Below are 23686 nucleotides of genomic sequence, written 5' to 3'. Positions count from 1 at the left end.
TTACACCGTCTCCATCCATGTGTTAATCGCTTTCTCAAATTCCTCCATCCTATTATCATTATTAAAGAACGGAAATCCGATTATTTTGTAATCATTTGCAAATAGACCTGAAACCGAATGCTCCTTTTCAATCTGCATTGAAAATTCCTCTTTCCAAGCATCATTATCCAAGAGTTGATTACCTTTAGGTTCAACATATCCTTGATAAATTAGACTACCTTCGCTTCTTTGCTTTCTTACAAACAGTAAAAAGTCAGGTTCAAATCTCTCTCCAGCTTCAAAAGAATATATAGCCAATTCAGGAATTCTTTCATTCCTAACAACATAGTATTCCAGATTCTTTTCCTTCAGTTTTGGCTCTATGTGTGTTTTGAAATACTTTACAAAAAGCTTTTCTTCGCTTGTTCCGTAGTTATCATTAAATACATACCAACTCTCATTTGTTAAGTCTAATCTGTATTCTTCATTGGAGCAATTGTTTTGTGAATTACCCTTTCCGCCATTCCCCTCAACTGATCCTAAACTGATTTTCTTATCTTTCAAAACCACTTTAAGTTGTTTAGGTTCAAATTCTTTAGAACCAACATATTCGGATTTTATAGCCATAACATGCGACTCAATTTTTACTAAAGCGTGTTTTAAAGCTGAAAATAAAATCTTTCCATTTACCTCATCTTGAGAATATGTTATTTCCACATTAGAGTTTCCGAGATACTCATCTGAAGTTAAAAACTCCCTCATTGATTTTAGAGATGGATATTTCTCTTTAAGTATGTCAAAACGAAGCTCCTCAAAGCATTCTATAGCCCCCAGTAAAATATTATAATCTATATCCTTGAATTTAACACTCTTCAGGTTTGTCTTAATGGTACTTGTGCTTGGAGTATCATCACCTACAAGATTTACTATATTCCCCTTACCTGAAAGGGCTGTATAGTAATATGTTTTTGTCCTCATACTCGGTTCAAGAGAATGTACTTCATCTCGTCCCTTCAGCAATCTCTTATTAGAAAACACATAGCTCTTCTTATAAAAATCACTGTCCTTAAACTCATCTTTCAATCTATACTCCAAGATGATCGGATCAGGTGCCTGCAATCCTGTTTCTATAAGGGCATTCTTTAATTCTGATATATATCTTGAGTCGTTTTTACTATGAAAGTACATTGTTTCTAAAATACGATTCGGATTCGATATATCTCCATCAAATTTTCTTTTGAATTTAAGTTCCTCATCATCTACAACAAATGGGCAATACCTCGCACCTCTTCCGATAAGCTGTGCTTCTTTAATTGTATAGCTTCCTATCTTTCCACCCGACTTACTTTGTCTTGTGTCATATAGACGGACTATATCAAAGAGGTTAAGTACATCCCAACCTTCATTTAACATATCTACCGCAAAAATAAGCCTAATCGGATTATCAAGGTCTTCCAAAGAATTAACTAATAACTGGTTTTCCTTGTTATTATCTGAAGAACCATTCATTATTATCGAAGTATCTTCGTTAAATGCAGTCTTAATTGACTGCTCCAAAAGCTCCAGAGTATCATCCTTTTCCTTGAAATAATTTATCGCTTCCGTTAATTTTTCAATTCCGACTAATTCCAAATTCTGAAGTTCGTAGCTCGTCAATTCCTTTACTTTCTTGAAAAACTCATCATAGAAACTTTTTGACTCATCTATTTTTTGCGATTTAAGCATAACCACAGGCTTAATATTGAGTTTTAAGTCAGCAAACAAAAACCTTCTGTATTCACTCATTACGAGAGCCATAAGTGTTCTTGCCCACAAGTCGGTATCTGTTGCGAAGTTCTGGAAGTCTTTTGTATATCCGCTTTCCCTAAAAGAAATAAGCGGATAGTTAAAGATGATTTTGTCCTTATACTTTTGTAATACATTTGCATCTTTTAAATCGCAAGTAGCCGTAAATTCAAGCATAATACTATCTCTATTTCGTGACAAAGCATTTGTAACAGAGTATTCCCAGCTTTTAGCAGCTTCTTCTTCGTCTTTAGTAGGTTTCTTAGTTAGTGAATTGATATGATGGCTCTCATCAGAAATAAAAACCACTTTATTATTTTCAAAGTCATCATAGGTCAGCGAATTTTCTTTCGCTTCAAATAAATCCATATGAAGCTTTTGCGTAGTAGTAAACAATATTTCGATGTCATCATCTAAAACATTACCGCTAAAATTTTCAACCCTTTTTATCTTAACCTTTTTCCCCAAGTACTCTACAACATCATTGAATAGATACTTATTTGAAAGCGGATTGATGAAATTATCAATCGTTTTTTCAAGAACATTAGTCTGATTTACGAAGAATAAAAACTTTCTATACCCCTTTATATATAAGTACAATATCAAGCCTGCCATAATGACAGTTTTACCGCTGCCTGTCGCCATATGAAAAAGAGTATGGACTTGCTTATTTTTTCTTAATCCATCATTGTCAAAATATAAAGCAAAGTTTGTAAAGGCATCAATCTGATACTCTCTTAGAGAGATTTTCTTTGAGAGTCCACTTTTGATAATTTCAGGAAAATCGATACTCATACCAACTTCTTTTGCGACATCTAATTTTTCGTATAAAAATTGTTCCGCCATATTAGACCTCCGCATAGAAAGATTTGGTGAACGCCTTATCCGACTCACTTACAGCATAGCTTTCATCCTCTATATCCGAGTAATTGACATATAGCTTATTCTTATCAACTAAGCTGATAAGAGCCTTTTTCTTCTCTTCCAATTCTAATGAAGCAAATTCTTCATCAGCGTTCTTAAGCTCTTCTATTGTGATATATGGAACAATGCGTTCATCTATATAGATTTCATTCTTTATTTCAGAGATTGTTTCTTCTGAAGCCGCTTGAATTTTTTCAATGAGCGTACTTGCGTTTTCAAGAAGCTCACAGTAAACAAATGAGCCTCCACCTTTCCAATCTACAGCTTTTGATATGCCTGTAGAATCACCTTTTATAACAGACTCAAGCCTAACAGTTGAATCATCCTTTCCATACTTAAGTTGCTCTATACCGATATACTTGCGTCCAATTTTATGTGCAACTGCACATGTTGTTCCACTTCCTAAATGATAATCAAGAATTAAGTCTCCTTTATCGGAAGCCATTTCAATAATTCGGCGAATTAACTTTTCCGGTTTCTTGCCACCTTTTAGAGTTACACCACCTTCGTTGGCAATTCCCTCATATGATGTATCTGTCCAGATATTTGAAACTTGCATTGACGGAACAATTTTCCCATCCACTTCATGTAGTTTTTTAGAATAAAATGCAATTTCTTGACCTTTATGCACATAAACTGTATAATGCCCATCACGTTCAACAGTAAATATCTTTTCAACTTCTTCTCTTGACTTATTTCTTGTATTCACTACTATTTGACCTGCATTATTCCCAATCGCAGTATAGCGAAAAACAGAATCCGCATTATTTAATGCATATTCTGCAACAAGCTCATCTACAACTAACTTCCCAAGATTATCTCGCATGTCTTTTGCATTATCATAACCACGTTCTTCCGCTAAAATGTCAACGATATTCCTTATTATCCACTTTTCAGCCGGATCATTCTTGTTAACTACGACTGATTTATAATTAACATCGTAACCACTTTCAACATATTGAATATTGTATTTCCAATTTCTCTTATTTTTAGCAAATGCAAGAATATATTCTGCCGTTTCAAAAACTCCTGGATTTACAGAAGCAAAGCCTGACGGTGATTTTGTTTTAACAGTAATCTTGTTAATGAAATTTTCTATTCCAAATATGTCTTTCAAAAGACAATGAAGTTCACCAACACCATCATCACTTATCTGTACGAATAATGCTCCATCATCCGAAAGTAATCGTTTCGCCATCTCAAGTCTATTTTTCATAAATACAAGCCAAGAGGACAATTTGAAATTGGAATTATAAGCAAATGTGTCTTCATCTTTGTTCACACTAAAGTAGTACGGTGGGTCAATGTAAATACATTTAACTTTTCCTTCATATCGTTTCAGTAAGCTTGAAAGTGCAATCAAGTTATTTCCTTTAATAATTAAGTTATCTTTCTCATCAAAAGTAATATTTTCTTCGATGCCGTCTTTCGTATATCTCTTTGCGTTCGTAAAAACTTTCGGAGCAAGCATTTTACTAATCTCATCGCTCGCAATAGTCTCGTTGTAGAAAATCTCTTTACGCTTCTGATCTTCCTTATCCTGACCACCTTCAAGTACACAATCTTTATACGGAAAGTCTAATACCACATCATTCGACTTAGAAATGAAGTCTCCTCCATTAGTTAATCCGATTTTATTTGTGTATCTCGTATATGAGTCCGGTAAGAATTCTTTCGACTCAATAAACCAAGCAAACTTCTGTTTATCGAAAACAAGAGTTCCGTTTATATCCTCAAAAAAACTTTCTTTGATTTTTTCATTAGATAAAAGTAAAGATAACAATTCTTTATCCATTGTCATTACATCGCTATAAACTATCGCCTTGAGCAATTTACCATCATCAGAAATATATTTTGAATTTGTCTTTAATACTTCCACGACTATTTCAAAAATGTTTTTATTCATTTATTTATCCTCCAAGCTATTCTTTTCAATACAGATTAAATCCCCAATATCTGTTCCAAGCTCTTCACAAATTTTCCCTATTACAGATAATGAGACGGCTTCTCCTCGAACCATTTTTGATATTGTTGTTGGAGATACACCTGTTCTATCAACCAAATCTTTTTTCTTCATGTTCTTATCTATCAACACTTTCCAAAGACCATTGTAATTAAATTTCATTATTATTCCTCCAAATTCCAACTTGCTGGATTTTTTATACATAAAATATATCACAAGTCCAAAGTTATTGCCAGATATTAAATAATTAGCTTAATCTTAAGACTATCACTATAAGTTTTACGCAATCGCTATATTTAATATATACAAGAAAACTAAAATATATGCATTTACTCGCTGGTTTCTTTCTTCCTATTCAGCAACGGCAAATGTATAGCCCCTTGCTCTTTTGAGAACTTATCAATAGCTTTTTTTCATATCATCGATGTCGTTTTTATAAATCACTCCTGTCCTATTTACCCTCTTGGCAATCTGATTTAAGTTGTTTGTAACGATGGATAATGTTCCGTATAAATCTCTCAATGGTTCTAAGTCCACTTCATATATCTCCTTTTCCAAAACAGTTTTGCGTATAAAGTGACTCATGCTTTTAGCTCCGCATTCTTCTTTTTTCTTTTCAAATAATTCTCCTTCTTTATCTGTCAAGTCAAATCTCAACCTTATATTTCTTTTTCCATCTTCCATCTTAAATATCCTCCTTCTATTAAGTTTTGAGGTCTTAGGGTTCTCCCTAACAAGCTAAAAAATATACCTCATATTAAATAAACTATTTAATTGTCGAGGTCATTTTTCCGTAAGTGTACACACACTTACTGTGCTTGCTCATATACTAATAGTATAAGAACAGCTCTAGTGTCTTAATTCCATCGGGATATTTTGTTTATACTGTTCCGTCTTTATCATATTGTTCTCCAATCTATAGTTGATGACAAACTATTGAATTAAAATGCAAACAGTTTCTACAAATTACGTTTTGCCTATATAAAATTTGCATCAAACATTCACTTTCAAAGGCACTAAAAGACCATAGCAAGTTATGCTACGGTCTGATTTTTTTATTCAATTGTAAAGCCACTGGGAGCTATTACTCAATTTATTCTTTTTGAAATCTTTGCCCAATTTTGTCCCAGTTGCTTGTTTCAACAGGCTATAAACCTTGAAAATAAGCCATTTTCTATAAAATATCTTCTACTCCCACTCTATTGTTGCCGGTGGTTTACTTGTTATATCATAGACTATTCTATTTATATTATTTACTTCGTTTACTATTCTATTTGATACTTTATCCAATATTTCGTAAGGTATTCTTGCCCAATCAGCAGTCATAAAATCTGTTGTTTTTACTGCTCTTAGTGCAAGTGTATAATCGTATGTTCTAAAGTCACCCATTACTCCTACTGTTCTGTTATTTGTAAGTACGGCAAAGTATTGATTTATTTCTTTTCCAAGTCCCGCTTTTTCTAATTCTTCTCTGAAGATATAATCTGCATCTCTTAATATATCAAGCTTATCTTTTGTTACTTCTCCAATTACTCTTATGCCAAGTCCAGGTCCGGGGAAAGGTTGACGATCTACTAAGTAGTCCGGTAGTCCAAGTTCTCTACCTAAATTTCTCACTTCATCTTTAAACAACATTTTAAGCGGTTCTACCAAATCTTTAAAATCCACTACTTCCGGTAGTCCACCTACATTGTGGTGTGATTTTATAACTGCCGCATCTCCAAGTCCGGATTCTATTATGTCCGGATATATTGTTCCCTGTGCAAGAAAATCTACAGATTTAATTTTTCTTCCTTCGTCTTCAAATACTCTTATAAATTCTTCGCCTATTGCTTTTCTTTTTGCCTCAGGGTCTGTTACTCCTTTGAGCTTATTTAAAAATCTATCTTCAGCATCTACTCTTATAAAATTCATGCCGGAATTTTTAAATGCAGCTTCAACTTCATCCCCTTCATTTTTTCTCATTAAGCCATGGTCTACAAATATACATGTAAGTTTGCTGCCCACTGCCTTTGAAAGTAATGCTGCTGTTACTGATGAGTCTACTCCTCCTGATAGTGCAAGTAATACTTTTCCGTCTCCAACTTTATTTTTAACTTCTTCTATTGCCATCTTTGCGTAGTTTGACATATTCCAATTCTGCTCAACTTTACAAACTTCTGTTATAAAGTTTTTAAGCATTTCATTGCCAAACTGTGAATGATTTACTTCCGGATGAAATTGTAATGCATAAAGTTTCTTTTCTCTATTTTGCATAGCTGCTATAGGACAATTATCAGTATTGGCTATTGTTTCAAATCCTTCCGGTAATTTTTCCACTCTATCTACATGACTCATCCAAACATAATTTTCATTCGGTATGCCATTAAAAATCAAAGAATCTTTTATATTCAGAATCGTTTTTCCGAATTCTCTTTGCTTTGCCGGTTTTACTTCTCCTCCAAGTGTATGTGCCATTATTTGCATTCCATAGCACAATCCAAGTATCGGTATATTTCTCTCAAATATTTCTTTTTCAATTTGCGGTGCCTTTTCTTCATATACTGAATTAGGTCCGCCTGTAAATATAATTCCCTGCGGTTTTTTTTCATCTATACTCTTAAGAGCTTTATTATAAGGTACAACCTCACAATATACATTCAAATTTCTTACTCTTCTTGCAATTAATTGGTTGTATTGTCCTCCAAAATCTACGACTAAAATCATATACCCTACCTCCTTTTTTATATTATATGATAATTTTGAAATTTTTTCATTGTTTTTTAATGTGTTTGCCATCTATTTATGTATTTTTTATATATTAATGTTAAAATAGTTGTGGGGTGATTAAATGAAGCTCAAAAGTTTATTTTTACTTATACTCTTAACTATAGTTTTCATTTTTCCAAGCTATAGTTTTGCAAATTCTTTTAATGCAATGGAAAATATAAATGTCACACAGAGTTTTGAAGATGCAAGATATGAAAAGGCAATTATAATTAGTGTGGATGATAAAGAGGAACCTGACGAATATGGAAACATAGCCCAAAATATTAAAGTAAAGCTTCTTTCCGGAAATGATAAAGGAAAATTTATAAATGTAATAAATTACATGTCCACTTATTTAAATACCAATTTAGATTTAAAGGTAAATCAAAAGGTATTAATATCCATTGATAAGGACATGGACGGAAATGATGTGTATAGTGTAAGTGATTATTTAAGAACTGATTATATTTATATATTGATGGGAGTTTTTATTTTAATCTTATTATTTGTCGGAAGAAAGAAGGGTCTTCTTACAATAGTATCTTTAATCATAACTCTTGTCATCATATTTTTTGTTTCTATTCCTCTTATTATTAAAGGTCACAGCCCAATTCTAATTGCTGTAATAAGTTCATTTATTATATCATTTATCTCTCTCTTAATTGTCGGAGGTTTTAATTTAAAAACTATCAGTGCAATTTTAGGCACAAGCTTCGGTGCCATTCTTGCCGGTGTAATTGCATTTTTAGTAGGAACTAAAATTCATCTTACCGGTCTTTCATTAGATGAAACTCAGATGCTTCTATATCTTCCGGATGATCTTGTTTTAGATCCCGGCGAGCTGTTATTTGCAGGTATAATTTGGGGCTCCATAGGCGCTGTTATGGACGTTGGAATGAGTGTTTCATCTTCTATACAAGAAATCTCAAGAGCAAATGAGTCATTTGGATTTAAAGAACTTTTTAAATCCGGAATGAATGTCGGCAGAGATATTATGGCAACTATGAGTAATACATTAATTCTTGCATATATGGGCAGCGCTCTTCCACTGATACTTCTTGTAATAATTTATCAGGAAAATAATTTTAAAATTTTAAATCTTGATGTAATTGCAACTGAAATTGTACGTTCCCTATCGGGTAGTATAGGTCTTATTTTATCAATCCCGATTACAGCTTTAATTGCCGCTTTTTTAATAGAAAAAAATTCAAATAAATAAGTTTTTCATACTTAATATGATTTATAAAAAATTCCTTTGCAATATATTGCAAAGGAATTTTCTTATAGCTCTTCTATTACTTTTTTAATGTTTTCAGTTGTTATTCCAAAATGTTCAAATACCTTAGAGCCTTCTCCTGATGCTCCAAATCCGTCTATCGAAAGTATTTTTCCATTTGTTCCTGCGTATTTATACCATCCAAATGAGCTTGCAGCTTCCACAACAAGTCTTTTTTCACAGCTGCTCGGAATTATATTTTCTCTATATTCTATGCTCTGTGCCTCGAATAATTCAACTGAAGGCATACTTACTACACGAACATTCTTTTTATCTTTTGCGGCATCTATTGCAAGCGAAACTTCAGAACCTGTTGCTATTATAATTTTTTCAAGTTCATCTTCTTCAGCTTTTACAATATATGCTCCGTTTGCAGCATCTATTGATGATTTTTCAAGATTTTTTAAAGTCTGTCTTGAAAGAATCAAACATACAGGTGTCATTTTAGACTTCATTGCAACTGACCAGCCGACTGCCGCCTCTACTGCATCTGCGGGTCTAAAAACTATATTATTAGGTATCGACCTTAACATGGCAAGGTGTTCTATCGGTTGATGTGTAGGTCCGTCTTCTCCTACTCCGATTGAATCGTGAGTTAAAATATATGTTGCAGGAAGATTTTGAAGTGCACTTAGTCTAATTGCAGGTTTCATATAATCCGAAAATACTAAAAATGTAGCTCCGTATCCTCTAAGTCCTCCATGAAGCATAATTCCGTTTACAACTGCTCCCATTGCATGTTCTCTTATTCCAAAGTTTATATTATTTCCTTTCGGATTAGTACTGCTGAAATTATCCGAGTTATTCATCATTGATTTATTTGACGGGCCTAAATCCGCACTGCCTCCAAATAAAAGATTGAATTCTTTTGCAATTCTATTTAACGCCTCTCCTGAAGATGCTCTTGTAGCCATATCCTTTTCAAACTTCAAATATTCTTCCGTTTCAAGAAAATCTAAATTGAATTTACCGTTAAATGAATCTACAAGCTCCTTATATTCCTTCGGATATTTTTCTGCATAGAGTTTTTCAACTCGTTTTTCTTTTTCATATTCAAATACTAAGTCTTTATTTATATCTTCATAGTGTAATCTTACTTCATCTTCTACATAAAATTCTTCTTCAGGGTATTCAAAAAACTTCTTTGTTTCAAGAACACCATCTACTCCAAGCGGTTCACCATGTGCCTTTGATAATCCGACTCTCGGAGATCCGTATCCTATTTGTGTTTTTATTTCAATCAAGGTCGGTCTTGTTTTTTCTCTCTTTGCCTCTTCAATCGCCTCTTTTATTTCAGACAGATTATTTCCATCTTCAACAAGAAGTGTTTGCCAGCCGAGTGCCTTATATCTCATAGATACATTTTCTCTAAATGCAAGGTCAGTTGAACCTTCAATTGTGATTTTATTTGAATCATATAATACTATTAATTTTCCAAGTTCAAGAGTTCCCGCAAGAGATGATGCTTCATTAGAAATTCCTTCCATTAAATCTCCATCTCCGCAAATTACAAATGTATTATGATTAATTATTTCAATATCCCTGTTGTATATTGCAGCCAAATGTTTTTCAGCCATTGCCATGCCGACTGCCATTGATATACCTTGTCCGAGAGGACCTGTTGTAGCTTCTACTCCAACTGTATGGCCGTATTCAGGGTGTCCCGGTGTTTTGCTTCCAAGTTGTCTGAAGTTTTTTAAATCTTCTAATTTAAGTCCGTATCCAAAAAGGTGCAGCAAAGAATATAACATTGATGATCCATGACCTGCAGATAGAATAAATCTATCTCTGTTTATCCAATTCGGATCCTTTGGATTATGCTTCATTGTCTTCCATAACATATAGGCTGCCGGTGCTGCTCCTAACGGTAATCCCGGATGACCTGAGTTTGCTCTTTGAATTTGATCGATAGAGAGCATTCTAATCGCATTTACACTTTTTTGTTCAATATTCAAAATATTCCTCCTCACTTTACTGCATTTTTATCTAACATAACTGAAATTAAAAACTTGGGTATTGCAACCTGCCTTTTTATTCTCGACGGGTCTGAAATTAATCTATAAAACCATTCAAGATTTAGTTTTATAAATATATCGGGAGCTCGTTTAACCTCTCCTGCAATTATATCTATCACTCCGCCATTTCCTATTATCAGTTTTGAATTTAATTTTTTTGCGTTTTCTTCAATCCAAAGTTCCTGTTTAGGATAACCGAGCCCTAAAAATATTATATCAGGTTTAAGTCTGTTTATCTCATCTATTACTTCTATCTCTTCATCATGTCCCGCCATTCCAAAATGTGTTCCCTTAAAGTAGCCATGATGATATCCTATTACATTCAATTCAGGTCTTGTACTTTTTAAATTTTCATATGCTTTTTCTACAACTTCGGGCTTAGTTCCGAGAAGATATACAGAATATCCCTCTTCTTCCGCAATATTTAAAAGTTCCATTGAAACATCAAAACCCGTAACTCTCTCTTTTAAAGGTTTACCCCTCATCTTTGAACCATATATAAGCCCTATTCCATCTGCAATTGAAAGATCCGCTGAATTTAATATATCTCTGAGTTTTGCATTGTCTCTTGCATCTACTACTATTTCAGTGTTTGGAGTAACTATTGTGTGAATTTTATCTTCTTTCAAAAATTCTTTTACTATATCTATTGCTTCTTTAAAGTTTATATTAAAAACATTTACTCCAAAAATACTTACCTTATCCATAGTTCACCTCTCAAGAACAAACTTAACCGCCTCATTGTGTTTATCAGTTAAATTATAAAATTTTTTAAGATGTTCTCTTGTTTCTTTCTTTAATTCGTCTAAATTATCTATCGAGTTTAAAACCTCTTCCGATAATTTTTCCGAGCAGAAATCTCCTACATAAAATCTTTGAATTCTTTCAAGTTCTTTCATAAATCCATCTATTTTAGGGTCATAGCTTATTCCTATCGGGTAAACTCCCATAAGTGTCGCAAATATAAGTCCGTGCAATCTCATAGAAACCATTATATCCATTGTTCCGATTAAAGATAAATATTCCTTGACGTGTAAATATTCTTCAACCAAGTAAATATTCTCATATTTTTCCTTTAACAGGTTGTAAATTTTCCTCTCGATTTCAAGGTCTAAATGATAAAAAAACGGCACAAAAATAATATTTACATCTTTTTCTTGAACAATCTTCTCTATAGTAGAAACTATTTCTGAAATTGTCCTATCTCCATAATTCTTCCAGTTCATTATCGTAAAGCAAATATTCTTTTTATCTTCTCTTACATTTAATTTTTTTAAAATGTCCCTTCCGAAATCAAGATTCGGTTTATTAATTCCAAATACGGTATCTGTTGTCACAAGTATATCTCGATTTACTCCAAGTTCTCTTAACTCCCTCGCCGAAGCTTTATCTCTTACGTTTAAAAAGTCCACTTTACTCAGAATATTTCTTGCAAGATATTTATTTCTTTTTAAATTTATCGGTCCTATTCCCTGTGAGTATACAAATGTCTTTTTCTTAAATAACATTCCGAGCTTTAATATTGCAAGATAGTACAAAATTGATTTTTTACTTGTAATATCTTGCATTAAAGAACCACCACCTGACAATACCATATCACAATTTCTAACTGCACTTATTATTTCAAACAAATTAGAACGATTTACGCTTTTCACATTATATTTTTTTTCTGTCCAATCAGGATTTTTCGACAATACTACAATTTCAGCATCAGAATGTAAAGATATTCCGTCTACGAGACCCTTTAATATTGCCTCATCTCCTATATTATTGTATCCGTAATATCCCGATACTAAAATTTTATTTCTCAATATATTTGTCGTACCCCTTTCTTACAAGCTCTGCCGCTATAAGTACAAAAATTGAAACAATTAAAGCTGTTACAAATTCTATTGCAACTCTCATAAAGCTTATTGTAAGCGGAGTTCTAATATGAGAAAAAGTATTTACTATATCCGCCATTCCTATCGCCGCAAAAATTGTCAATAATATAGTTAAAAGCTTTCCTCTTTTTTTATAAGCTATATACATAAGCAGAATTACCGCAGGATATCCAATAAAAATTGCCTTTGTTCTCGGTCTTGCAGGTAAGTATTGTTCAAGTAAATTTCTAAATAACAGCTCCATTCCCGGAACTTTTGTATTTGAATTTCCTCCTCTTACTATAAATACAGCAAGCATTCCCAAAACCATAATTCCGAGAACAGCTTCCCAAAGCTTTACATTCTTAGAAAGCATATTTGTTATTTCATATGGTCTTATCTTAACATCTGTTTCCTTCTCTCTTCCAAATCCGATATATGCCGCATATATAAATATTGATACTAATAGCGGAAGAAGCTGAGAAATTTTTACTCCTCTAAATATATTTAATTCTACAAGATAATTAGTCCCGCTCATAAATGAAACTTCCATAAACGAGCCTATCATAGAAATTAATATACTTATCAGTAAAACCGCCGAACCATGTATAAATATTTTTACAATCCCCGCTTTTCTTCTGCTTCTTGCAATTCTGTTGTAATTCTCAAGTATAGTACATATTGCAAGTGAAGGATAGGTAACTATAGCGGCAAGATTAAACAAAACAGTTCCGGTAGATTGCATCTTACCAAGAACAAAGAATACTACAGAAAGTAAAGTCCCTATTACAAATATCACTATTGCCGCAATGCTTGATATTGAAAATACAAGCTTTAATAATAGTATACTTGCAGCTACCGTTCCTATTGCAATAGGAAGCATTCCAATTGTTCTATTCGGATTCCAGCTTCCAATAGGATTTACATTTCCGACTTCATATCCTTTATTATCAAGTCTGTCCTGCAAATTTTCAAGAACGGCTCCATATTTTTCAGGATCCGATATTACTAAATCATTTTTTATAAACGGTCTTATAAATATAGCAACAATATTTCTCTCAGATATTGCTCTATAATACACATTTGTAAGTTCTTCTCCATTGTGATGCATGGGAATTGCATAGTCATATTCTCTTTGTATATAATCCCATGTAGTAAATACTCTAATTTTACCTATACTATCCCTTCTTATAACTGAATCTATACCGTCAATTGCTAAATGACCTCTTTGATTTGATGCCTCAATCATTCCCAAAGCTATTTTATTTTTACTTAACCAAGATGCAAAATCATCTTGAACTTTCGGATCTTCTTCAGAATTTTTATAGAACTCTTTACCTGAAAACACTACATATCTTTGAGATTTATTGTATTTTTCAACTGCTTCTGTAAATCTGTTCATACACGCTCTTGAATCTTGATATCTTGAATAAAATGTAGGTCTTAAATTAATCGAAAGATTCTCAATTCCTTTAACATCTTCAATCTTTCTTGTATTAAAGCCAAGTCCTATATATTCAAGAACCGAACCTCTGATACCGTCATCACCTATTCTGTTTTGAAAAACATCATAGGCATCCGATTTATAATTTACTATATCTTTCGGACTACCTTGAATTTGCATAGTATTATTATCTATAAATTTTATTTTTCTCTGCTCTTCTTTTTTTAATGCCTTTAATCCGTTTGCTATGAACTTGAGATCTTCTTCACTTCCCTTTACAATTAAATCATTTCCGACAAGTCCTGTTTTTATTTTAGAACCTTGCATTTTCTTCATTGAATTAATTGTAGATTCATTAATTGTGACATTGCTTACTCCATTTTTTGCAAGAGCAGTAAAATATTCTCTTGAGGTATTAAAATAATCATATCCTATTTTTGAAAATTCATCATAATCAGCTAATATATCATAATTCTTATAATTACTTTCCGCCTTCAATCTACCTGATACAAAGTAGAATGAACTTACTATTGAAATTAAAATCAACAATATCCATATATTCTTTTTGTTAAACATAATTACTCCTTAAAATTTTAGTCTTATATAATTATACTATGAATCTAATAATTTTTACACAGCAAAATAGGCTTTTACTACCGCAAAAGCCTATTATATGTACCATAACCTACACAATACTCAAGCTAACCTTAATAGCTTTGTCAATTTCGCTCATAATATTGCCCTCAAACCTACCTATTCTTTCTCTTAATCTCTTTTTATCTATTGTTCTGATTTGCTCCAAGAGTATAACCGAATTTTTGGGTAGTGGAACTCCCTTTGCATCAACATTTATATGAGTAGGTAATTTTGCCTTATTGAGCTGTGATGTTATAGCTGCCACAATTAATGTGGGTGAATATTTATTTCCTATGTCATTTTGAATGATTACTACCGGTCTTACTCCTCCTTGTTCCGATCCTATAACCGGGGAAAGGTCGGCATAAAAAATATCCCCTCTCTTTATTAACATTGCATCACACCTTCAATAGATTAAGAGAATCTATAATCATTATAGTTTAAAATCTCAGATAATGTCAATAATTAACAAGTACTTTTGACAAAAAAAGTATAATGTCACTTGCAATAACCGATTCTTCAGAAAGTGCATCTCTGGCAAGATCACCTGCAGCTCCATGTATATTCGTCGCCATAGATGAAGCCTTGAACAATTCAATTTTTCTTCCGACAAGTGAAACTAAAATCCCGCTAAGTACATCGCCGCTTCCCGCTGTTGCCATTGAAGGGTTGCCTGTTTTATTTATATATATATCTTTTCCGTTTGTAACAACAGTCCTGTTTCCCTTCAAAAGTAAAATAACCTTATATCTCTTGGCAAATTCCATAGCAAGTTTTTCTCTGTTCTTATTTATCTCATCATGTGATATTCCCGTAAGTCTGCTGAATTCTCCGACATGAGGTGTTAAAACCGTACTGAATTCTCTTCTGTTTTCCAACACGTTCAAATTTTTCGCTAAGTGAGTAAGACCGTCTGCATCAACTACTATATTTTTATCCAATGACAACACATCTTTTACTTTTTTCTCGGAAGTATCATCAAGTCCGATTCCGGGACCTATTAAAATTGAATCCATATTATTCAAAAAGTCCAACATATCTGAATTTTTATTAAAACTCTTCACAATAGGTTCAACATATTTTATACTCATAATCTCCAAAATATCTCTTGGAACTATATTATATACAAGACCGCTGCCACATCTTAACGCAGCATTTGATGCCAAAAACGCACTTCCTGTCATTCCCATACTTCCGGCAACTATTGCAACACGTCCGTAATCTCCCTTATGAGTATTCGAATTTCTATTGTTTAAAATTCCTTTAAATTCGTCGTCAATTGCAACTTTATCTTTTATTGCAACTGCCACTGCAAATCCTCCGTCATGAGATATGCTCAGCTTATATATATATCCCCTGCATATTGCATATGGAGATGAATTCTCATAGTATATTTTTATGTCTTTAAATGAAGTAGAACCTATACCTGTGCCAACTGCCTTTGATACGGCTTCCTTTGCCGCAAAAAGACCTGCAATAGACTGAACTCTGTTATTTTTATACTTTATATATGAAATTTCCTCATCGTTAAATATTCTATTTAAAAATTTTTCATCATATTTTAAATATATTTTTTCAACTCTGCTTATTTTTACAATATCGATTCCTACCATCTATAACTCCTTTAAAATTTTTAGACAATTTCAATTTAAATTAATTTATTTCTTATATATATTATAGATTAACCAACCAATTTTTAAAAATAATTTTACAATTTCTTTTGAATTAATTGACAAATTTTTTCCAATAGTATATATTATTTATAATTTAATAAAGGCGATGACGATATACAGTAGGTTATTCCGAATTACAATATCTGAGTCTTAAACAACTGCGTTTAAACAGTAAGAGGCTACGAGCAAAGAAAGGTGGTACCACGAAAGCGTCCTTTCAATATTCGTAGTTATTTTTATTTTAAGGAGGAATTTATGAAAAACGTATATGATATTTTAGAAGAACGTGGATTTATAGATCAAGCAACTTACCCCGAAGAACTTAAAGAATTATTATCCAAAGAATCAGTCCCATTCTACATCGGTTTCGATGCAACAGCAGATTCATTAACTCTCGGTCATTTCTTACAAGTAAGAGTTATGCAACACATGCAGCTTGCCGGACATAAACCCATTGCCCTACTTGGTGGCGGCACTACAATGATAGGTGACCCGTCCGGAAAAACCGACATGAGAAAAATTATGACTAAAGAAACTATAGAATATAATGCAGGCAGATTTAAAGAACAACTTTCTCACTTTTTAGATTTTTCTGATGATAAAGCAATTTTTGTAAATAATGCTGACTGGCTTTTAAATTTGAATTTCTTAGATTTTATGAGAGAAATAGGTGTTCACTTCAGTGTAAACAGAATGCTTACATTTGATTGCTATAAGAACAGAATGGAAAAGGGACTTACATTCTTTGAATTTGCGTATATGCTTATGCAATCTTATGATTTTTTAGTTTTATATAGAAAATATGGATGTAAATTAGAACTCGGCGGTTCAGATCAATGGTCCAATATGCTTGGAGGATATGAACTTGTTAGAAAGCTTGAAGATGACAAAGTATACTCTATGACATTTAAACTTCTCACAACTGCTGCAGGAATAAAAATGGGCAAAACTGAAAAAGGCGCTGTTTGGTTAGATGCTTCAAAAACTTCTCCTTATGAAATGTATCAATATATGAGAAATTCCGATGATAGAGATGTAATAAAATTTATGAAATTATTGACTATGCTCCCAATGGAAGAAATTGCAAAATATGAATCTCTTGAAGGTGCTGAATTAAATACAGCTAAAGAAGTATTAGCTTATGAAATTGTAAAAGATGTTCACGGAGAAGAAGAAGCCAAAAAAGCAATGGATGCTGCAAAAAGTCTTTTTAGCGGTGGAATAAACAGTGAAAATATTCCTTCAACAGAAATCAGTTCATCCGAATTTGAAAACGGAAAAAATATTGTCGAGCTTTTAAAGGAACTTAATCTTATAAAATCAAATTCTGAAGGAAGAAGGCTCATTGAGCAAAACGGAATTACAATTGATGATGAAAAAGTTAAAACCTTTGACCAAATGTTAAGTTTATCCGATTTTAAAGATGGAAAAATTTTAATAAGAAAAGGTAAAAAAGTATATCATCAAGTAAAACTTATCTAATATAAAATCCCCTTGAATTATATGTTCAAGGGGATTTATAGTCTCTACTCTATTACTGTAAACATCTATTTAATCATATATTATTTTATAAATATATCCAGCAACTGAATTATTTGAAATTTAAGTTAAATTCATCTCTATATATTTACAAGAATTTTATTTTTGGGGAAACCATGGAATACATCTATTTACTTTTTTACAATAATTTTCATATTCTTCCCCATATAAATCTTTAAGCCATTTTTCTTCTGTGTGTTTCATAAAAATTGTAAGAAATAACCAGTATGCAACAGGTAAAACTAAAAGCAACGCATTGTTTACAGTTAATAATATCCCTGTAAAAGCTATCATAAAAGCTGAATAAATAGGATTTCTGACACACGCATATATTCCGGTTGTAACAAGTTTATTGTTCTTTATTCCATCATCTATTTTTTCAACAATAACCGCCTTAATCCAAATAAATATCCCTATAAAAATCATAAATATTCCTAAAATTAAATTTGGAATTTTAAAAAATCCAAAACTTATAACTTTAATATAATTAAATTTAGAAAGCAAAATTCCAACTACAGTTACAAATAAAATTATTAAAACATAAATCGGCCCTACTCCTATTACCGGCAAATGTTTTTCTCTATCTTTTTTCAAATTATCACCTTCTGTTATTTTGAAAATATCTATCATTATTATATCATTATATAATGTTTTTTTGTCAATTTTGACATTAAAAATATTGATTATATAAATCTCGTATAAATAAAATAATTATCTATTTTCCAAAATTTAACAAAATTTATTTTGATAGTTAAAAGGAAGTACTTTCGTAGCACTTCCTTATTTTATATATCTATTCACAATACCTTTCAGTTTTCTAAATTGTCTTTTTGTAGCTTTTTTCACTTTATAGACCCTTCTTTTTACAGTTGGAATATATCTATAATTTGAAATAACCTCTTCATATAAATCATATACTGATTTTGCAAAATATTCTTTAGAATACTTTTTAGATATTTCCTTGGCATTTAAAGCAAATTCTCTTCTCAAGTTTTCATCATCCGCCAATTTTAATATAGACTTTTCAAAATCCTGTCCATTATTAAAAAAATATCCATCTTTTCCATTAATTAATAATCCATCCAAACATGAATCATATTCGCAAACAAGCGGCAATGAATTTGCGGCAGCCTCAACAAATGTAAGGCCTTGAGTTTCGCTTTTTGATGCGCACACAAAAACATCCGCAAGCTTATAATACTTATACACTTCCGACGGATCCACCATACCTGTAAAAAATATCTTTTTATTTTTAAGTGTATTGACCTTATTACTCAGTATTTCTAAATAAGGTCCGCCTCCTACAATCAAAAAGCTTATATTACTTCTCTTTGAAGATAAATTATTATAGTATCTGATCAGCTCATCAATATTTTTTTCTTTGGCTATACGACCTAAAAATAAAATAACAAAATCATCCTCAGGTATATTTATATCAGATTTAAGTTCTAAAATTTCCTCTTTACTAAAATCCGTTTCAAATCTAAAAAGGTCTATTCCGGTGGGAATAATAGATATGTCATTTTTGATTTTATATCTCTCAAGATTTTTCTTTACCTTTTTAGTAGGAGCAATTATATGATCACATTTTTTTAGGAGCTGTTTCATGACCTTAGATATTAATTTTTTGCCCATTCTTTCATTTTTAAAAATATATCCAACACAACTTTCATACATTGTATGATAAGTATGCACTATGGGACACTTAACTTTCTTTGCAATAATCTTGGCAAAAATAAGAGTTGAAAATTCACACTGAGTATGTATTATATCAGGTGCCCAATTAATTAACTCTTTTAAATACCTATCCTTAACTGCAATAGATGCTCGTATATCCGGATATATATTTACCGGAAAAGAACTTATAAAATATACATCTCCTTCATTATATGATTTCATAGTTTTAGAAAGAGTTAAAATTCTAACATCTACTCCAAGTTCTTTAAGTTCTGTATATAAATTTAAAACCGAAGTTACTACGCCATTTATTTGTGACTTATATAAATCAGTTGTAATTAAAACTTTCATAAATATACCCCCATAAATATTTTAACAAATTTTAGCCTTTAAAAACATTAAAATATTGTTAATATTGTAATTTTTGGGTATAACTATAAAAGTGAATGGAGGTATATATGAAAAAAATGAACAAAAAAATCTTTGGCATAGGTGTTCTTTCAGTTATGCTGTTAGTTAGCGGATGCAGTAACAAAACAACAAATTCTTCAAAAACTGAGAATTCAAATAAAGTAGAAATGAATTCACAATATGAAGAACTTGGATTCAGCAATTTCCAATTTAAAGGACATACTTTAACAGGAGACGATATTTCAAGCGATATATTCAAAGATTCAAAAGTAACAATGATAAATTTTTGGGGAACATTTTGCGGACCATGTAAAATGGAGCTTCCTCATCTTGCAGAATTAAGTAATGAATATTCAAAAGAAGAGTTTCAAATTTTGGGAGTAATAGCAGATACTTCTGACGGAGAAGATTTTAATATTAAAGACGCTAAAGAAATTGTCGAAAAAAGTAACGTTACTTTCCCTAATCTTTTAAACAGCAAAGAATTATCCGATAAGTACTTAAATAATGTTCAAGGTCTACCAACTACAATATTTGTAGACAAAGACGGAAACTTAATAGGAGACGTTTTAGTCGGAGCCAGAGATAAAAATACTTGGAAAGAAATTATCGACAAGGTAATATCAGAAAATTAAAACTGAAATAAAGCCCTTTCTCAACTGAATAGAGAAGGGGCTTTATTAATTAAAATCACATAAAGTTTAAGTTAATAATCAATGTATTCTTTGAATATAGCTGATCTCATCAAAAATCGAACTTTCATTTCTAATATGATACTTTTCATATTCATTTTCTATCCTGTGAAAACAATCAAATATTATTATACTATAAAAAACAGTTGCCCTACATTTAAGGACAACCGCTTTTATTTATACATCTTCCGTTAATATCTTTTTATTAATTACTTCTAATTTATCTGACAGTTCATATATTATAGGTTGTCCTGTTGCGATTTCCAATTTTGGAATTGCCTCATCAGAAATATTTTCCAAATATTTGCATAATGCACGTAATGAATTACCATGCGCAGCAACTAAAACATTCTTACCTTGCCTTAAATTCGGCGCAATGTGATCCTCATAAAACGGCATAACACGTTTTAAAGTAAGCTCTAAGTTTTCAGTTATCGGTATAAGTTTTTCATCCAACATTTTATATCTTCTATCTGATAAAAATGCTTTTGCTTGCTCTACTTCCATTTCAGGTGGAGACACATTGTAACTTCTACGCCAGATATGAACCTGCTCATCTCCATACTTTTGAATTGTTTCCGCCTTATTTAATCCCTGCAACGCTCCATAATGACGCTCATTTAATCTCCAACTCTTTTCCATAGGTATCCAAAGCTGATCAGACTCTTCCAAAATATATTGACAAGTTTTTATAGCACGTTTTAATACTGATGTATATGCAATATCAAAATCAATTCCCTCCACTTTAATTAACCTGCCTGCACTTTTAGCCTCATTAACTCCGTTTTCACTTAAATCAACATCCGTCCATCCGGTAAACAGATTAGCTAAATTCCACTCACTTTGACCGTGTCTTACTAAAACTAATTTCATCTAAGCATCCTCTTTCTCTATATATTTTTTATACATGGCATTAAGATTTTTCAACTAAGATTGTAATTCTATCTGTTATTATAATACTTTCTTAAATTATATCATTAATCTTTGGATTACTCCAATTATATTAAATTCTATTAGAGATATTTTTAATATACCTACAAATAAAAGGTTCTAAACCAACGCAACTAAGATTGGCATAGAACCTTTAAAAAAGGAGATATTAAGTTATTTCACTAAGTGACATGCTACAAAGTGGTTAGGCTTTACTTCTTTAAATTCAGGTTTTTCTTTAAAACACTGTTCTGTTGCTCTTGGGCATCTTTCTGCAAACGGACAATTTTCCTTAGGATTGATCGGACTTGGTACTTCTCCCTCAAGCACAATTCTTTTTCTCTCCCTTTGAATATTCGGATCTGCTATCGGTATTGCTGAAAGCAATGCTACAGTATATGGATGCAGCGGATTGTCATATAATTCATCTGAACTTGCAACTTCCATCATATTTCCAAGATACATTACCCCCACTCTATCTGAAATATATCTTACCATTGATAAATCATGGGCTATAAACAGATATGTCAAGTTCATTTTTTCTTGTAACTCTATTAACAAATTTACTACCTGTGCCTGTATCGATACATCAAGTGCCGATATCGGTTCATCGCACACAATAAATTTCGGATTTAGAGCAAGTGCCCTCGCTATACCGACACGCTGTCTTTGACCGCCTGAAAACTCATGTGGAAAACGTGAAGCATGTTCTTCAGATAAGCCTACCAACCTCAGTAGTTCAATTACTCTTGTTCTTCTTTCACTGTCACTTTTATACGTTTGATTTATTAAAAGCGGTTCTTCGACTATACTTTCAACTGTCATACGAGGATTTAATGATGCATAAGGATCTTGAAATATAAATTGAAAATCCTTTCTCCTCTTTTGCATTTCTCGTGCTGACAATTTAAATATATCCTGCCCATCAAAATACATCTCTCCTGCAGTTGGATTATATAGTCTTAGAATTGTACGTCCTGTTGTAGATTTTCCGCAACCGGACTCTCCTACCAACCCAAAGGTTTCTCCGGGATATATGTCAAAGCTTACATTATCTACAGCCTTTAATATACCGTCCTTTACCTTGAAGTATTTTTTTATTCCTCTTGCACTTATCAAAGGCTCAGTCATTATATCCCTCCTTATTTTGTGTCGGACACATTTCATGATATAACCAGCATCTACAAAAATGTCCATTTCCATGTTCTGTTACAGGCGGCATGTGTTCATCACAAATTTTCATCGCTTCATCACATCTGTCATAGAACGGGCATCCTTTTGGAGGAATGTACAAATCCGGTGGTGTTCCATGAATTGCATGAAGCTTGTCTTTTTTATTCATGTCAAGTCTTGGAACCGATGCCAATAACTTTTTAGTATATGGATGTTTAGTATTATAGAAAATATCCTCTGTAAGTCCTTCTTCCATTATTTGTCCGGCATACATTACCTCTACTTTATTACTCATATCAGCAACTACACCAAGATCATGCGTTATTAATATAATACTCATTCCAAATTCATCTTGTAATTTTTTCATCAAATCTAAAATTTGTGCCTGCACTGTTACATCAAGAGCAGTTGTAGGCTCATCCGCTATCATTAATATCGGATTCATTACCATAGCTATAGCAAGCATTACACGCTGACGCATACCACCTGAAAATTCATGCGGATATTGATTTATTCTCTTTTCCGCTTCAGGTACACTTACCATTTCAAGTATTTCTATGGCTCTTTTTTTTGCATCTGCTTTAGATATTTTTTCGTGTTTTAACAAGCCTTCCATTATTTGAGTCCCTACTTTCATTGTAGGATTTAAAGATGTCATAGGATCTTGGAATACCATAGAAATTTTCTTTCCTCTTAGTTCTTCCATTTCCTTTTCTGTCTTTGTTATTATTTCTTCTCCTTCAAATAATATTGAGCCGCCTTTATAAAATGCCGGAGGATCCGGGAGTAACTTCATTATCGAGTTTGCTGTAACACTCTTACCACAGCCCGATTCTCCAACTATTGCTACTGTTTTTGATTTTGGAACATTAAATGATATTCCTCTTACTGCTTCTACCTCTCCAAAGAAAGTTTTGAAGGATACCTGTAAGTTTTTTACTTCTAATATGTTTTCCATT

Annotated in this window: 18 protein-coding genes and 1 pseudogene; 3 read left to right on the top strand and 16 right to left on the bottom strand. The window is 32.2% G+C overall.

Annotated elements, in window-relative coordinates:
- From HMPREF0629_RS03765 to guaA, 5 genes and pseudogenes are all read right to left on the bottom strand, one after another.
- The gene (locus HMPREF0629_RS03765) at positions 1-2610 is read right to left on the bottom strand and encodes a DEAD/DEAH box helicase family protein (protein WP_039856581.1); all 2610 of its coding nucleotides are present in this window, start codon (positions 2608-2610) and stop codon (positions 1-3) included.
- A gap of 1 nt (position 2611) precedes the next feature.
- The gene (locus HMPREF0629_RS03760) at positions 2612-4594 is read right to left on the bottom strand and encodes a site-specific DNA-methyltransferase (protein ID WP_009222040.1); all 1983 of its coding nucleotides are present in this window, start codon (positions 4592-4594) and stop codon (positions 2612-2614) included.
- The gene (locus tag HMPREF0629_RS03755) at positions 4595-4813 is read right to left on the bottom strand and encodes a helix-turn-helix transcriptional regulator (RefSeq protein WP_009222039.1); all 219 of its coding nucleotides are present in this window, start codon (positions 4811-4813) and stop codon (positions 4595-4597) included.
- A 167-nt stretch (positions 4814-4980) separates the two neighbouring features.
- A pseudogene (gene mobC / locus HMPREF0629_RS03750) lies at positions 4981-5335 on the bottom strand (plasmid mobilization relaxosome protein MobC).
- Positions 5336-5839: 504 nt separating this feature from the next.
- Positions 5840-7357 (bottom strand): glutamine-hydrolyzing GMP synthase, encoded by a 1518-nt coding sequence (gene guaA, locus HMPREF0629_RS03745; protein WP_009222038.1) that lies wholly within the window; start codon positions 7355-7357, stop codon positions 5840-5842.
- Positions 7358-7481: 124 nt separating this feature from the next.
- Between guaA and HMPREF0629_RS03740 the strand changes: the two genes are divergently transcribed.
- Positions 7482-8618, top strand: a complete 1137-nt coding sequence (locus HMPREF0629_RS03740; RefSeq protein ID WP_009222037.1) for a YibE/F family protein — start codon at positions 7482-7484, stop codon at positions 8616-8618.
- A gap of 62 nt (positions 8619-8680) precedes the next feature.
- Here the strand turns inward: HMPREF0629_RS03740 and tkt are convergent, their stop codons facing one another.
- The 6 genes from tkt to HMPREF0629_RS03710 all read right to left on the bottom strand — a co-directional run bounded on the left by tkt (position 8681) and on the right by HMPREF0629_RS03710 (position 16245).
- Positions 8681-10630 carry a transketolase gene (gene tkt, locus HMPREF0629_RS03735; RefSeq protein WP_039856579.1) on the bottom strand — a complete coding sequence of 650 codons (1950 nt, stop codon included), beginning with the start codon at positions 10628-10630 and terminating at the stop codon, positions 8681-8683.
- Between the two features lie 11 nt (positions 10631-10641).
- The gene (locus tag HMPREF0629_RS03730) at positions 10642-11397 is read right to left on the bottom strand and encodes a WecB/TagA/CpsF family glycosyltransferase (RefSeq protein WP_039856577.1); all 756 of its coding nucleotides are present in this window, start codon (positions 11395-11397) and stop codon (positions 10642-10644) included.
- A gap of 3 nt (positions 11398-11400) precedes the next feature.
- On the bottom strand, positions 11401-12501 hold the full coding sequence (gene csaB / locus HMPREF0629_RS03725; protein WP_039856575.1) for a polysaccharide pyruvyl transferase CsaB: 1101 nt from the start codon (positions 12499-12501) through the stop codon (positions 11401-11403).
- Positions 12491-14572, bottom strand: a complete 2082-nt coding sequence (locus HMPREF0629_RS03720; RefSeq protein ID WP_009222035.1) for a DUF5693 family protein — start codon at positions 14570-14572, stop codon at positions 12491-12493. The genes csaB and HMPREF0629_RS03720 overlap by 11 nt, the downstream gene beginning before the upstream one ends.
- 109 nt (positions 14573-14681) lie before the next feature.
- Positions 14682-15026, bottom strand: a complete 345-nt coding sequence (locus tag HMPREF0629_RS03715; protein ID WP_009222034.1) for a type II toxin-antitoxin system PemK/MazF family toxin — start codon at positions 15024-15026, stop codon at positions 14682-14684.
- Positions 15027-15090: 64 nt separating this feature from the next.
- On the bottom strand, positions 15091-16245 hold the full coding sequence (locus HMPREF0629_RS03710) for an NAD(P)H-hydrate dehydratase (RefSeq protein ID WP_009222033.1): 1155 nt from the start codon (positions 16243-16245) through the stop codon (positions 15091-15093).
- Positions 16246-16560: 315 nt separating this feature from the next.
- Here HMPREF0629_RS03710 and tyrS point away from each other — a divergent pair, with 315 nt between their 5' ends.
- Positions 16561-17787 (top strand): tyrosine--tRNA ligase, encoded by a 1227-nt coding sequence (gene tyrS / locus HMPREF0629_RS03705; protein ID WP_009222032.1) that lies wholly within the window; start codon positions 16561-16563, stop codon positions 17785-17787.
- 156 nt (positions 17788-17943) lie between these two features.
- Here tyrS and HMPREF0629_RS03700 read toward each other — a convergent pair whose 3' ends face one another.
- Positions 17944-18474: an isoprenylcysteine carboxylmethyltransferase family protein gene (locus HMPREF0629_RS03700; protein WP_050747989.1), complete on the bottom strand. Its 531-nt coding sequence runs from the start codon at positions 18472-18474 to the stop codon at positions 17944-17946.
- A gap of 150 nt (positions 18475-18624) precedes the next feature.
- The gene (locus HMPREF0629_RS03695; RefSeq protein ID WP_009222030.1) at positions 18625-19872 is read right to left on the bottom strand and encodes a glycosyltransferase; all 1248 of its coding nucleotides are present in this window, start codon (positions 19870-19872) and stop codon (positions 18625-18627) included.
- Between the two features lie 107 nt (positions 19873-19979).
- On the opposite strand from HMPREF0629_RS03695, the gene HMPREF0629_RS03690 reads away from it, so the two are divergent.
- The gene (locus tag HMPREF0629_RS03690) at positions 19980-20567 is read left to right on the top strand and encodes a TlpA disulfide reductase family protein (RefSeq protein ID WP_009222029.1); all 588 of its coding nucleotides are present in this window, start codon (positions 19980-19982) and stop codon (positions 20565-20567) included.
- Positions 20568-20801: 234 nt separating this feature from the next.
- Here the strand turns inward: HMPREF0629_RS03690 and gpmA are convergent, their stop codons facing one another.
- The 3 genes from gpmA to HMPREF0629_RS03675 all read right to left on the bottom strand — a co-directional run bounded on the left by gpmA (position 20802) and on the right by HMPREF0629_RS03675 (position 23685).
- Positions 20802-21497 (bottom strand): 2,3-diphosphoglycerate-dependent phosphoglycerate mutase, encoded by a 696-nt coding sequence (gene gpmA / locus HMPREF0629_RS03685; protein WP_009222028.1) that lies wholly within the window; start codon positions 21495-21497, stop codon positions 20802-20804.
- Positions 21498-21728: 231 nt separating this feature from the next.
- The gene (locus tag HMPREF0629_RS03680) at positions 21729-22685 is read right to left on the bottom strand and encodes an ABC transporter ATP-binding protein (RefSeq protein ID WP_039856572.1); all 957 of its coding nucleotides are present in this window, start codon (positions 22683-22685) and stop codon (positions 21729-21731) included.
- Positions 22678-23685: an ABC transporter ATP-binding protein gene (locus tag HMPREF0629_RS03675; RefSeq protein ID WP_036729264.1), complete on the bottom strand. Its 1008-nt coding sequence runs from the start codon at positions 23683-23685 to the stop codon at positions 22678-22680. The genes HMPREF0629_RS03680 and HMPREF0629_RS03675 overlap by 8 nt, the downstream gene beginning before the upstream one ends.
- Position 23686: the final 1 nt, after the last annotated feature.

The sequence above is a fragment of the Peptoniphilus sp. oral taxon 386 str. F0131 genome, from assembly GCF_000090945.1.
GTDB classification, from domain to species: domain Bacteria; phylum Bacillota; class Clostridia; order Tissierellales; family Peptoniphilaceae; genus Anaerosphaera; species Anaerosphaera mikwangii.
This window is presented reverse-complemented; position numbering and strand designations above follow the sequence as displayed.